This window comes from Streptomyces sp. NBC_00829, from assembly GCF_045161795.1.
Taxonomy (GTDB): Bacteria; Actinomycetota; Actinomycetes; order Streptomycetales; family Streptomycetaceae; genus Streptomyces.
In genome coordinates this window covers 7786941-7800095 of record NZ_CP108867.1, presented here as the reverse complement: position 1 = coordinate 7800095, position 13155 = coordinate 7786941, and the positions used below count along the sequence as shown (strand labels likewise).

General features: G+C 68.5%; 10 protein-coding genes. 7 read left to right on the top strand and 3 right to left on the bottom strand.

Annotation, left to right across the window (positions count from 1 at the left end; genetic code table 11):
* The first annotated feature begins 1 nt into the window (after window position 1).
* The 5 genes from OG293_RS34910 (at window position 2) to OG293_RS34890 (ending at window position 6611) form a co-directional block, all read left to right on the top strand.
* Window positions 2-1477: a branched-chain amino acid ABC transporter substrate-binding protein gene (locus OG293_RS34910; protein WP_406002744.1), complete on the top strand. Its 1476-nt coding sequence runs from the start codon at window positions 2-4 to the stop codon at window positions 1475-1477.
* A 280-nt stretch (window positions 1478-1757) separates the two neighbouring features.
* Window positions 1758-4100: a hypothetical protein gene (locus OG293_RS34905; protein WP_406002743.1), complete on the top strand. Its 2343-nt coding sequence runs from the start codon at window positions 1758-1760 to the stop codon at window positions 4098-4100.
* Window positions 4097-5245, top strand: a complete 1149-nt coding sequence (locus OG293_RS34900) for a hypothetical protein (RefSeq protein WP_406002742.1) — start codon at window positions 4097-4099, stop codon at window positions 5243-5245. The genes OG293_RS34905 and OG293_RS34900 overlap by 4 nt, the downstream gene beginning before the upstream one ends.
* Before the next feature lie 17 nt (window positions 5246-5262).
* Complete coding sequence (locus tag OG293_RS34895; RefSeq protein WP_406002741.1) at window positions 5263-6147, top strand: hypothetical protein; 885 nt, start codon at window positions 5263-5265, stop codon at window positions 6145-6147.
* Window positions 6148-6209: 62 nt separating this feature from the next.
* Window positions 6210-6611, top strand: a complete 402-nt coding sequence (locus OG293_RS34890) for a hypothetical protein (protein ID WP_406002740.1) — start codon at window positions 6210-6212, stop codon at window positions 6609-6611.
* A gap of 359 nt (window positions 6612-6970) precedes the next feature.
* On the opposite strand, the gene OG293_RS34885 is transcribed toward OG293_RS34890, so the two are convergent.
* A complete protein-coding gene (locus tag OG293_RS34885; protein WP_406002739.1) occupies window positions 6971-7966 on the bottom strand; it encodes an alpha/beta fold hydrolase in 996 nt (331 codons plus the stop codon).
* Between the two features lie 535 nt (window positions 7967-8501).
* On the opposite strand from OG293_RS34885, the gene OG293_RS34880 reads away from it, so the two are divergent.
* Window positions 8502-9239: a flavodoxin family protein gene (locus tag OG293_RS34880; protein WP_406002738.1), complete on the top strand. Its 738-nt coding sequence runs from the start codon at window positions 8502-8504 to the stop codon at window positions 9237-9239.
* 77 nt (window positions 9240-9316) lie between these two features.
* Here the strand turns inward: OG293_RS34880 and OG293_RS34875 are convergent, their stop codons facing one another.
* Complete coding sequence (locus OG293_RS34875; protein WP_406003810.1) at window positions 9317-10456, bottom strand: MFS transporter; 1140 nt, start codon at window positions 10454-10456, stop codon at window positions 9317-9319.
* A 699-nt stretch (window positions 10457-11155) separates the two neighbouring features.
* On the opposite strand from OG293_RS34875, the gene OG293_RS34870 reads away from it, so the two are divergent.
* Window positions 11156-11401: a hypothetical protein gene (locus tag OG293_RS34870; protein WP_406002737.1), complete on the top strand. Its 246-nt coding sequence runs from the start codon at window positions 11156-11158 to the stop codon at window positions 11399-11401.
* 235 nt (window positions 11402-11636) lie between these two features.
* Here the strand turns inward: OG293_RS34870 and OG293_RS34865 are convergent, their stop codons facing one another.
* Window positions 11637-12989 (bottom strand): cytochrome P450, encoded by a 1353-nt coding sequence (locus OG293_RS34865; RefSeq protein WP_406002736.1) that lies wholly within the window; start codon window positions 12987-12989, stop codon window positions 11637-11639.
* Window positions 12990-13155 lie beyond the last annotated feature (166 nt).

The window sequence follows — 13155 nt, the reverse complement described above, 5'->3', positions numbered from 1 at the left end:
CATGCGCAGAATCGAATGGCCGCTGCACATCGTTCGCCGAGTCGCCATCGGTGTGGTCCTGGTCGCGATCCTCGCGGTCGCCGTTCCCCTGAGCGTGAACTGGATCACGGACAAACGAGCACGATGCGCCGAGGGAGTGGTCGAGCGGGGCGAAGACAACGAGTGCGTCGGTGTCACCGACGGGACGTATCTCTTCGCCGGCCACCTCGAAGCAGTACGCAAGAAGATCGAGGAAGAGAACCACCGGGTCGAGAAGGAGGCGGGAAAGGACTACGTCAGCGTTGCCTACATGACGTCGTTCACGCTCACCGACGACGACAGCAACTCCGAAGAGTCGGTCCGCCACGAGCTGGAGGGTGCCTATCTCGCCCAGCAGCGGCACAACAACGGCGACCTGGCGGCCTCGCCCAAGATCCGCCTGCTGATCGCCAATACGGGCAGCAGCTCACGGCAGTGGCGGCACACCGTGGACGAGCTGATCGCACGGAAGGACTCCGACGACCGACTGGTCGCCGTGGCCGGTCTCGGTCCGAGTACCGCCCAGAACCTGGCCGCCCTACAGCGGTTGTCCGAGTACGGCATCGCCATGGTCGCCAGCACCATGACAGCGACCAACATAAGGGACATAAAAGGCTTCGTGCGTGTCGCGCCGACCAATGAGGACGAGGCGTACGCGGCGTCCGCCTACCTCAAACGGAAGAAGATCCATACGGCCGTCGTGGTCCAGGACGCCGCGCAGAACAATCTCTACGCCAAGACCCTGGGCTCGGCCTTCGCCAGGGTCTTCCCGGACCGCAACGGCCACAGGCTCGTCGCCGAGGCCATGACCTACGACTCCTCGGAAAGCACCGGCTGGAAGAACGAGCTGCGCTACATGCCGGGTCAGCTGTGCGACCAGAAGCCGCAGGTCGTCTACTTCGCCGGCCGCGGGCAGCATCTGACGCACTTCTTGCACGCCATCGCCAACCGGTCGTGCCAGGAACGCCAGTTCACCGTTATCGCGGGAGACGACACAACCAATCTGACGGCCCAGGAACTCGCGCGTGCCGCCGAGACAAAGGTGGGTGTCTTCTACACAGGCCTCGCCCATCCCGATATGTGGAAGAAGGAGCCCAACGCGGTGTCCGGCCCTTCTGCGGGATTCTTCCAGGACGGCGGAGATCTGGATCGCTGGTTCCCCAACGACCCCCGTCACGACGGCCAGGCGATCATGGCTCATGATGCCGTTCTCACTGCCGCGCATGGCATCCAGATGGCCGCACGCTGGCAGGGCGAGGTGACCGGTGGCGCAGTCGCCCGCATGTTCCACCAGATGGACGGCAGCCAGCAGGTCGCGGGAGCAAGCGGCTTCATCTCCTTCCAGAACAACGGGAACCCCCGCAACAAGGCGGTCCCCATCCTCGCTCTCGACCGCCAGGGGCGCGCGGTGTTCGTCGAGGCTTCGGCCGCAGGCGGCAAGCCGCCCGGAGGCCGGTAGCCGCGCCCCGCCGGGGCCGCCGATGAGCCCGAGCACGTCCCGAAAGGGCAACGGCTCTGCCACCCGGACCTGAGTGGACGAAACACGTGCCCGAGCCCGCCGCCCCGAAGTGCCGGGGCCGGAAGGCCGGACCGGGTGTGGTTGTTCAGTTTCGTACGGTAATTGCGGAACACCGGGCGAAGGCACGCCCGTACCGGTACGTTGCCTGCCAGATGGGGAGTGGTGTCCCGGACCCATATGCACAGGGACGAATGACGCCACAGTGCGACTGGGGGGGTACATGTCAGGGATATCGACGGCGATCGACGCTCTGCTGCAGGCACGGTTGCGGCAGTTACCCGAGGTGGAACGCGAGAGTGCCCGCTGGCACACACTCGGCGAGCGTCTCGACGAGCTGGACGGCGCACTCGCCGATTTACGGGTGCACACCACCATGGACGGCGCGCTGGTCGCGGCCCTGACGCTTCCTCAACTACCCGAGATCCGGCTGGCCGTGGCAGAGGCCGCGGACTCATTCAGGGTGATCGCCTCCCGGTTCACCCGGACAACGGTGAACATCGGTGTGAGCGGCGCGGCGCGCATGGGCAAGAGCACGCTGCTGCAGTCGATCTCGGGTCTCGACGACGACCAGATCCCGACCGGTCACGGCATTCCGGTCACCGCGGTGCGCAGCCGGATCTTCCACTCACCCGCGGTGCGGCGGGCCGAGCTGGAGATGCACAGCCCGGAGAGCTTCCTCGCCGATGTGATCTCCCCGTTGCACGCGGCGCTCGAACTCTCCACCGCGCCACGGACGGTGGCCGAGTTCGGCCGCTGGGCCTACCCGGACGCCATGCCGGAGGCCCGGGGCCGGGTGCTGCTGACCCGGCTGCGTGAACTGCAGAGTGCCCTGGAGTCGTACGAGCAGTTGCTGACCGGCGGGGTGAAGACGGTGCCACTGGAGGAGGTGCGGTCGTACGTGGCCTATCCGACCCATGAGGAGATCACCGCGGCGGAGGGCCAGGTGGGGCGGGCCTATGCGGCCGTACGTGAGGCCCGTATCGAGTGCACCTTCCCGCACGAGCACGTGGCCAGGATCGGCATCGTGGACCTGCCGGGCCTGGGCGAGGTGGCCGCGGACGCCGACCGACGGCATGTCGCGGGTCTGCGCAACGAGGTCGACGCGGTGCTGGTGGTCAAGCGGTCCTCCGACACCTCCTCGTTCTTCGACGAGACGGACACGGCCGGGCTCAGCCTCCTCGACGAGGTAAGGGGGTTCGTGCGCAGCACCGCGGATTTCACCTACCTGGTGCACAACATCGACCCGGACAAGCCCCATCTCGCCGAGAACCTCCGCGGCGATCTGCTGCGCAATGTCAACTGGGGCGAGCCGGACCGCTTCTTCACCGTCTTCGAGACCGATGTACGCGACCCGGAGCGGGTCGGCCGCGAGGTGCTCAGCCCCCTGCTGAAGCGGATGGCCGAGGGGCTGCCGGTCATGGATGCCGAGGTGCTCGCCGGCACCCGGACCCAGGCCTCCGCCGTAAAGGACCGTATCGGCCTGCAGCTCACCGATCTGCACCGGGCGCTCGACCAGGTGGCCCGGCGGGCCGGAGTGCCGGAGGAGGTCAACGACGCCAAGGCCGCGCAGTTGCGCAGCGGTGTCGCCAGGCAGCTGCGCACGCTGGTTGCCGAGCTGGCGGCGGAGGCACACGGCTCGATGGTGGATCCGGGCTTCGGCGAGGCCGTTGGCAAGGCGTACGAGGGTGTACTCGCATGGGTTGAGAACGGATTCGGAAAGGGCGCGGACGCATGGCGGCAGGAGGCTCTGACCTGCATGATCACCGAAGGCCACGCGGCGGCGTTCGCAGGCCCGGAGTTCAGCAGGATCCGGGTCGAGATCAGCCGCCGGTTCGCGGCCCTGGACGACTTCTTCACGGCACGGCTCACCGATGCCTGGGACCGCACGGCCGCGGTGATCGAGGCCGAGTGCGGGGCGCTCTTCAAGGATGACGAGGGCGGGAAGGCGAACGCGGCCCCCGGCTCCGGCAGTTCCGGCCCTGGCGCCGGCGCCGGTGCCGGTGCCGGTGCCGGTGCCGACACCACCGCCCGGCCCGGACGCGACGTCCTCGCCAAGCTGGCCGAACTGTTCGCCCGGTCGTCCCAGCCCTGCCCGGGTCTGGCCTCCGCGGTCAACAGCCTGCTGGACGTACGGCTGGAGTACCGAACCCTGCTCTATCCCCGGGTACGCCCCGACCTCGCCCCGCTGAACCTCCAGGTCACCCACCCGGACACGGGCGAACAGATGCAGCAGGTGGCGGTGCCCCTGACCGAGGAGGGCGCCGAGGACCTCTACGAGCTGTTCAACGGCCTCGCCGAGCAGGCAGCGTTCCGGATCCAGAAGTCGCTGTCCCAGGAGGCGGCGATGCCGGCGGCCGTCATCCACGCGCTGGTGGAGCAGTTCGAGGACACCCTGATCCGGTCCGGTACCTCGGTCCAGGAATTCCGGCGGTTCGTCCGCTCGTACCGCAACGACCTGTGGCCGGAGGAGTTCCAGGGCATCGACGAGGCCAACAGCCGCTTCGCGCGGGTGGTCCGGGTCGCGGATGAGATCTCGACCGTCATCGAGGAGGAGCAGCTGTGAGGGACACCAACCGCCCGCTCTTCGACTACAAGATCGGACTGCTCGCCCCGAGCCGCGTGGGCAAGAGCACGCTGATCGCCAGCCTGCTCACCGAGGGCCAGCAGCTGCTGGCAGGTGACTCCTCGGTACAACTGCTCACCGCGGACCGGCCCACGACCAACCGGCTGGCCGCCACCTACAACCTGGTCACCGGGGCGCTCAAGGCCCGGGTGTTCCAGCCGGGCCTGGTGCCCAGTACGAGCGACCCCTCCTGGTTCCGGCTGCTGCTGGAAGCGCGGGGGCAGGGCCTGCAGATCCGGTTCGACATCCTCGACTATCCCGGCGCATGGCTGGAGGGCGCCGGCGAAGGGACCGAGGACGAGCAGAAATGGACCGAATGCGAGGCGTTCCTCGCCGACAGCTCCGTGCTCATCCTTCCGATCGACTCGGTGCTGCTCATGGACGCCGGTGACGACCACGCGCATCTGCTCGCCTCCCACCTCTCCGTCTTCCAGATCAACCAGGTCGTCCTCAGATGGGCGAAGAACCGGCGGGAACTGTCGGGCGAGCCCGCTCTGATCGTGTTCTGCCCGGTCAAGGGCGAGACATATCTGTCGGACAGCGGCAGCCTCAAGGATCACGCGGGCACGCTGCGGGAGAAGGTCGTCCACCAGTTCAGCGATGTACTCAAGACGGTCCGGGACGCGGCCCCGCACGCGTCGGTCCGCTATCTCCCGATCGACACCTTCGGTTGTGTGGAGCTGGTCTCCGCCCGCTGGATCCAGGCCCAGGCATCTCCCGGCGGGGAAATGCTCATGCCCAAGTACCGGGTCCGGCCACCGGGGCAGATCGTCCGGAAGGGACTGGACGACCTCATCACCCTGCTGTGCAGGCAACTGGTCGACACCGCGCGGGCGCAGAGCGAGCGGGCGACGGCCACGAGGCAGACGGCCGCCCTGCACTCGCGAAGCTACGCCGAATTGAGGGAGGGCTTCTTCCGTGACCTCTGGCTGAACTTCAACGGCGAACGCGACCGCCGCAGGCGCACCGCCGACAGCGACGAGAGGCTGTTCGCCGAGTCGCAGCGCACCACCCAGTCGCTCTTCGACGTACTCACCGCCCTCGCCGGGCGGGAGAGCGGGCCCCGTCTGCACCATCTGAGCTGACCGTCGAAGGGACTGCCGTGCAGATTCATCTCCGTACCCGGGGTGTGCCGCGCAAGCTGGACTACGGCTTCCTCACCCCAGCGCCGGCAAGCCGCTGGTGGGACGCCTACTCGGAGCTCACCGCGACCGAGCGGCCCTGCCTCCTCGCCGTCACGTCGAACGGCCGCCCACGGGTGCTGATCAGCGGGGTGCCCTCCACCCGCACCGACTCCGTGGGCACCCTCATCTACTACACCCTGGTCCTCGAAGGCTCCCCCGACGCGGCCGGAACGGAGGGAGCCGGGCAGGACCGGCACACGATGCTGACGCTCGCGTCCCGTTGGCTGGACGACGTCGCCGGTCACCCGGAGGGCCGGGGGGTGCTGTCCGAGCTCCTGGACGGTCTGTGTTCCAGCACGGAGGTGGACCGGCTGCTGGCCGCCCGCCCCTCGGAGCTCACCGCCGAGCGCAAGGAACTCACCGCCCGGCTCGCCATAGCGCTGGCGTCCCTGGAACCCGTCCCTACGGCCACGCTCGCGCACAGCACCACCGCCCCGTCCCCCGTCCAGCCCGCGGAGCGCTGGATCGCCGGACGAGCGGCACCGGGCGCCGGCACGGCCTTCCTGGCCCGGCTGTCCGCGCTGCTGTCGGGAGAGGACGGGCAGGCGCATCTGCTCAATCTGGTCTCCTCCGCGGAGGACATCACCGGGCTGCCCCCGGGGCCCGGGCCACTGGCCGTACTCATCGAGGGCGGCATGGTCGGCGACCCCGCGACGCGGGCCGAGGCACTTCCGCAGCCGCGTTCGGAGGTCGTTGTCAGTGCCCCAAAAGCCCGGTGGCGGAAGGCGGCGGTTCCCGCGGCGCTGACCGCCTTGATCCTGCTGCTTCTGGGCCTGGTACTGATCACCGGCCGCTGGACCTGACCAAGCCGTTTCTGATCGAGGGCAGGAAGTGCTTCTTCAGCCCGGAGAAGCACCCGCTGAGGGTGTCGGTCGAACTCCGGGCGCCGATACGGCGTCTGGAGTTCCTCTCAACGGCCACCTATCAGAGGGAGTGGCTTCAACCGGGTGCCCTGCTGGGCTTCCGCTGCGAATTCTCGGCGGCCGAACCACGAACCGGCCGCCCCGTCCGGGCTCTCCTGCTCGCACGGCTGGCCGTCAGACGAGCCCGTGCCCTCGGTATTGAAACGTCCCGCTACGAACTCGCCCGGGTGAAGGACCTGGACTTCGCCCTGTCATTGGACGGCGAGACCATGTACGAGGCACACGGGGCCGTGCCGATGGAGGAGGGCCGCGGACTGGTTTTCACCGACGAAGCAGGGTGCTGGACCACGATCGACCGGATCATGCCCGGCTTGAGGCAGGCGGTGCACGACGAGAATCGGTGAGAGCACGTCAGTCGGCCGACTGGTGTGACTCCTGTCGTGGGACGCGTAGTACGCAGCCGGCCGTCGCGACGAGGACGATCATGGCGCCGCGCAGCAGGCAAGCAGGGCTCTGGCGCCGGTCCGGTCCGGTCCGGTCCGGTCCACCAGGAACAGCAGGGCTCTCCCTGACCGGGAGACACCCGACCAAGGTCCGGCCCCGGGGCGGGCGTTCAGCCGGGAGCTCCCTGCCACGGACCCGGTCCCCGCACCGGCGTCCGCCCCACCGCCGCTGGGGGCGCGCCCGGGTTCAAAGGCCTCCGCACCCACACCGGCGCCGTCCACGCCGCTCCCCAGGACCGAGCGTCCCAGGCCCGCTCGCGTCAGTGCCTTGACGTCGACGGGTCCGGCGGCCCGGTGACGGCGACCACCTCCGGCTCGCTCGCATAGGGCAGGGCATCGAGCGGACGGTCACCGCAGAAGCGCGTGATGAGGTCCGCGAAGTCGGCGATGCGCTCCACCGGGGCGAGGTGATCCGTCTCGTTGATGGTCATGAAGCGGGCCGCCGACAGGCATGCGGCCACCTCGCGGCCCATGGCGGGTGTGGTCAGGGTGTCGAATTCGCCGGTGACGACGAGGCTGGGAACGTCAGGAGTCGGCTCGGGGCGGTACCACTCGTGTCGCATCATCCGCGTGTTGTGCTCCGCGGACTTCCGCAGCTGTTCCGGATTCTGCGAGACCATCTGCTGATGAACCAGGCGCGCGACGGCGGCGTGCTTGCGGACACGGCCGGTGCCCGGAGGGGACATGAAGCGGTCGGCGAGCTCCCGGGCGATCGTTTCCGTCTGCCCGCGTTCAATCATGGCGGCCCAGCGTTCCATGGCGGCGGAATAGTCAGCCGGAATCCTGGCAGCCACACCCACGAGCATCATCCGCGCGACATGGCCCGGGTAGTGCTGAGCGAACCGCAGGCTGATGGCACCGCCGTAGCAGGCCCCCACCAGATTGACCCGGGGAACGTCCAGCGCATGCAGAAGGTGGCGGACGGTGGCAGCGAGGAAGTCGATGCCGTACATGGCCGGCAGGAAGTCGGCGTCGCCGTAGCCGGGCAGGTCAACAGTGATGACCGTGTTCGTGCGCGTCAGCGTGCTCTCGTGCCGCACCCAGGAGAAGCGGTCCTGCGAGGACCCTCCGAGGACGAGCACGGGCTCGCTCACCGGGTCGCGCCCCTCGGCGATACGACAGATGTAACGGAAGCCGTCGAACACGAGGTCGCGCTCCACCAGGTGACCTTCGGCCGCGAGGCGGCTGGTGGCCTGGCCGGGCAGCGGCTGAACGTCATGGACGAGCGGCGGGAGGCTGGACGTATCGGCAGGCACAGGGTGAACTCCAAGCATCAGAAACAGCGGTGTTGTCAGGGCGAGTCCCGAGCGGCGTTCCTCCGTCGCCGCCCGCGGATACGTCGTCGGCACTTGAGTCGCTGTGACAACCCCCACGGTCTGCCCGATCGACGGGCCGAGTGCCGCCCTCGTCACCTCGTCAATTGGAGTTCGCCGCCGAAGTTGTGGGGGGATCGGCGTCCGGCGCGGAAAGCGTCAGAATTTCCTCCTTGCAGGGGAACCTGATTCGCGCGAACCTTCGCCTCCCGCGTATGTGATGGGTCTGCGGCCGAACAGCACCACGCCGGGCCACCGCGCCTTGGCTCATCCCGCGCGCTGCTGCCCGCCGCCGCCTCCCCCGCCGAACTCCCATGGGTGAAGCGGCACCTGCCGCGGCCCGCCCTGCCCGCTGTTCGGCTGTCGGAGTGACAGCCGCGGGCAGGCTGTGCCGTCGCGGTTGTTTCGAGGGCCCTGTCGACACATGGTCGGTGTTGCACCGCCGTGAACGGCACGGCGGCGGATCCCAGGAGGACCCGTGACCACCCAGTCGCCCGGTGCCGAATCGTCGCCCGCTCGCCACGACGACCTGCGCGCCCTGGTCATCAACTGCACGCTCAAACGCTCGCCGGAAAGCAGCAACACACAAGGACTGATCGACAAGAGCCTGGCCGTGATGGAGGCCCAGGGCATGCATGTCGATGTCGTGCGGGCCGTCGACCACGACATCGCGACCGGGGTGTGGCCCGACATGACGGAGCACGGCTGGTCAACCGACGAGTGGCCCGCCCTGTATGACCGGGTGATGGCGGCCGACATCCTGGTGCTGGCCGGCCCGATCTGGCTGGGCGACAACAGCTCCGTCATGAAGCAGGTGATCGAGCGTCTCTACGCCTGTTCCAGCCTGCTCAACGAGAAGGGCCAGTACGCCTACTACGGAAGGGTCGGCGGCTGCCTGATCACCGGCAACGAGGACGGCGTGAAGCACTGCGCGATGAATGTGCTCTACAGCCTCCAGCACCTCGGGTACACCATCCCGCCGCAGGCCGACGCGGGCTGGATCGGCGAGGCCGGTCCTGGGCCGTCGTATCTCGACCCCGGATCCGGCGGGCCCGACAACGAGTTCACCAACCGCAACACCACGTTCATGACATGGAACCTCATGCACCTGGCGGCCATGCTCAAGCGTGCCGGCGGAATTCCGGCGCACGGAAACCAGCGCTCCGAGTGGGACGCGGGCTGCCGCTTCGACTTCCCCAACCCCGAACACCGATAGGAGCCGCACGCGCCGACGGCCGTACCGGCCGGAACCGGTATCCGCCCACCACCGACCACCGCTGCCGAGTGTCCTGCTCATTCAGGTGAGTCGCCTCCGTCGGGCGCCGGGCGTCTGAGCAGGTAGACGCCGGCACCGGCAGCGAGGACGACCATGCAGCAGATGAAGATCAGGCCGGCGCTCTCGAGTCCGAGCGTCTCGGAGAGCACACCGATCCCGATGACCGGGATCGCGATGCCGGTGTACGCGACGACGAACAGGGAGGAGATGGCGCCGGCCCGGTGCTCCTCGGGGGCCGCGCCGGCCACGTCGGCAACGGCTCCTCGCAGTGCGAGTCCTTGGCCTCCTCCCCCGACCAGTGCGCTCATCACCACCAGGGCAAGAACGTCCCAGATCAACGCGCCGGCCAGCAGTCCGAGTCCCATGATGAGGAGGGCACAACCGAAAGGGAGCGCCAGCGCCACACCCAAGGTACCCACGAACAACTGACCCAGTGTGGAGGCGAAGAAGGCAAGGAAGACGATCAGCCCGATCACTGCACGGTTCTCGACACCGAGAGGGCCTGCCAGGAAGGCAGGGGTGACCGAGGTGAACACCCCCAGCAGCGAGAAGCCGACGAACGCGGCGATTCCGGCCGGCACGAAGACCGGGCGCACCTCAGGCGGGAGACCTGGCCACTTCGGGCGCACCACCCGCGGCGGCTGCGGATGCGGGACGGTCTCGGGCAGAAACCAGAGCACCGCGAACGAGACGGCCACAAGGGTGAGATGGACAATGAAGGGGAGCTTCAAAGGCCAGGGTGCGTACTGGGCGAACAGTCCGGCCAGCAGCGGCCCGCAGCCCAGTCCCCCCATGTTGGCCGCGGTCGCGGCGAAGGCGGCGCGCCCCTCCTTGCCCGGTGGGGCGCACTCCATCACATACGCGGTCGCCGTACCCGTGAACAGGCCCGCGGACAGTCCTGACAGCAGGCGCCCCACGTAGAGCAGCGGCAGGCCGGTCTCGGAGAGAAAACAGACGGCACTGAGCGCGGCCAGGCCCAGTCCGAGCAGCAGGACCGGTCTGCGGCCGACGGTGTCGGAGACATTGCCGGCGATCAGGAGGACGCCGATGACCCCTACGGCGTAGACGGCGAAGACGACCGTCACGATCAGCTCGGAGAATCCGAGTTCGTCCTGGTAGAGGCTGTAGAGAGGAGTGGGGAGCGTGGTGCCTGCCATGCACACCGCGAAGACGCCCGCAGGCCGGAGGTAGCCACCGCGACGCACACGCCGTGTCACACTCCGACGATCACTCACAGGGAAACCCTAAGTGGCACGTGGCCTGTGGAGGTGTACGCACGGCGGGCGGTCGAGCGCTGGATATCGCCACTCACCCGACCGGAGTGACAACGTCACGAGCGGCGCCCGACGTATCCGGTCCGTACGCCCATGCGCCGGACGGGTACGCGCGGTTTCGGTGACGGCGGTACGCCCGGCCAACCGGTAGCGGCGACGGGCCACCCGGCCGGGGGCGCGGTACGACCGCGGGCGCGGAATCCGAAGAGTTCAGGCCAACCCTTGTCGCAATGCTTCTCGCGTTGCCGCGCCGCCGCGCGCAGGCAGTGAGCGGTGCGCCAAGAGAACGCCACCACACAGTGAGGTCGTGGCGATTCGCGGGAAAACTGAGTCTGCTCGAGAACGGCCGAATCATGCCCGCCCCACCCGAGCAATAGCGGAGGAGGCTTGCGCGGCATTCCCCACCGTTCAATACTTCGCGGGGGGTCCACGCAATAGTTCATACATCAGCGCTGGATTTCTTGGCGGATCACGGGGGCGTCGGATTATTCGGTGACGCATCCCCCGAATCCCAAGACCTTCGAATTCCCAGGGAGTTCCACGACCTTGCCGCGGCCTTCTGCTGCGCGAACGGAGGACCACGTGTATCACGACGATGAACAACTGGACACCCAGGTCAAGGAGATCGAAAAGCTCCTCGACACCATTCGCGACGAAGACTACTGGCAGAACCTCAGGGAAAACTGGCGGCGGCCCGGCTGGACCACTCCCGCGGAACGGCTACTCGTCGCCGGTCACCTCAACGCCCTGAAAGGATCTCTCGAACACATCCGGCAACACCAGGAGATACTCCTGGCCGGATGCCGCGCCGTGGGCGAGAAGGGCTGACCGACCGCTTCGGCACCGGTCACCCGGCACCGGGGCGATCGGTGACGGCTGGGGAACGGGCTCAGCGGCCCTGTGCGGCGCGGTCGGCAGTTCGGGCCCGGCGCCTGCCGGAGGCCCCGTTCCGGATCCGGTACGCCCGGGCTCGCTGCCCGGAGTCGCGGGCGGCTCCGGGACGGACCCGGCGGGCCGGCTTCCGGGCGTCCTCGGCCTGCCCTCGGCTCGGGCCTTCTCCACGTCACATGTCGCGCGGCAGGACCGTCATGGGAACGTGGTCGGGGTGGGCCATGGACGCGAGAGACTCCTGCGGTGCTTTGGAGCCCGGTGCGGGTCTCAGTTTCCAGCGGCGGAGAATCGTGGCCAGGGCAATGGTTGCTTCGGTCCACGCGAAGGCGTCGCCGATGCACTTGCGGTTACCGGCGCCGAAGGGCACGGCCGCCTCTCTCGGGCGCTCGGCACGCCGTTCGGGCAGCCACCGGTCTGGGTCGAAGCGGTCCGGGTCGGGGTAGAGGTCCGGGTCGCGGTGCAGGGCGTACAGGCTGAAGGCGATTTCCACACCGGCGGGAATCCAGAAGCCCGCGAGCTCGATCGGTTCGATGGTGCGGCGCATCAGCAACACCACTCCGTGCAGGCGGATGACCTCGTCCAGAACCCGCTGGACAGCGGCCAGGCGAGGCACGTCCTGGAAGGAGACGGGCCGGTCACCGAGGACTTCCTCGATCTCGGCGACCAGGAGTTTCTCGACCTCCGGATTGTCCGCGAGGTGGTGGAAGGCCCAGGCCAGGGTCGAGGAGACGGTCTCCGTGCCGGCGAACAGGATCGTGACGAGCTGGTCGCGGACCTCTTCGTCGGTGAGTGCTTCGCCCGTATCGGCGTCCCGGGCGGCCAGGAGTACGGACAGCAGGTCGGCCCGCTCCGCGTCGCCGTCGGCGCGGGCGCGTGTGGTGGCGACCACATGGTCGATGACGCTCCGCATGCCTGCGGCGGCGTTGTCGAAGCCCCGCCAGATCGGCAGCTTGTCGAGGATCTTCGGCGACGCTGCCCGCAGCAGCATGTTCTGGAGAATGACCGGCAGGTCCCGACGAACGGACTCGACCGCCGGGCGGCCGATGTCGGCGGAGAACAGGGTCGCTGCGAGCGCCTCGATGGTGAACGCGCTCATGGCCTGGTCCACGTCGACGCTCTGCCCCGGGACCCAGGAGTCGGACAGCGCCTCGGCCCGCTCGCTCATCACGGCGGCGTACATGGCGAGGCGTTCCCTGTGGAACATGGGCTGGATCAGACGGCGGTGACGGCGGTGGGTTTCTCCGCCGGCCGTCGCGAGCCCATTGCCGACGAGCGGCCGTACGCGGTCGAACAGCCGGCCCTTCTCAAGGAACCGGCCCTGCGTCACCATCACCTCGTTGACCGCGGACGCGCTGGTGGCGACATAGATCGGCATCGTGCCGATGTCCACGCGGACCAGGTCTCCCGTCTCCCGCAGGGACCGGAGGAATCCGAGCGGGTCGCTCTTCAGCTTCAGCACGTGCCCGAGGAGCGGCAGGCCGCCCCGGGCCCGCGGTATTTCCGTCAACTCAGCTGCTTGCGGCACGGTGGATCCTTTCGCGAGGCGATCATGGCGCCGGCCCCGCGTGAGGGAGGCGATCCGGCCTGTCGGACTGTCCGGTGGGCTTCGGTCGGAGGACAGACCTCCGAATGATCAACTGTTCGGCATCGTACCGACGGCGTTCCGGGGTTCCAATGGCCCACAGTGCACT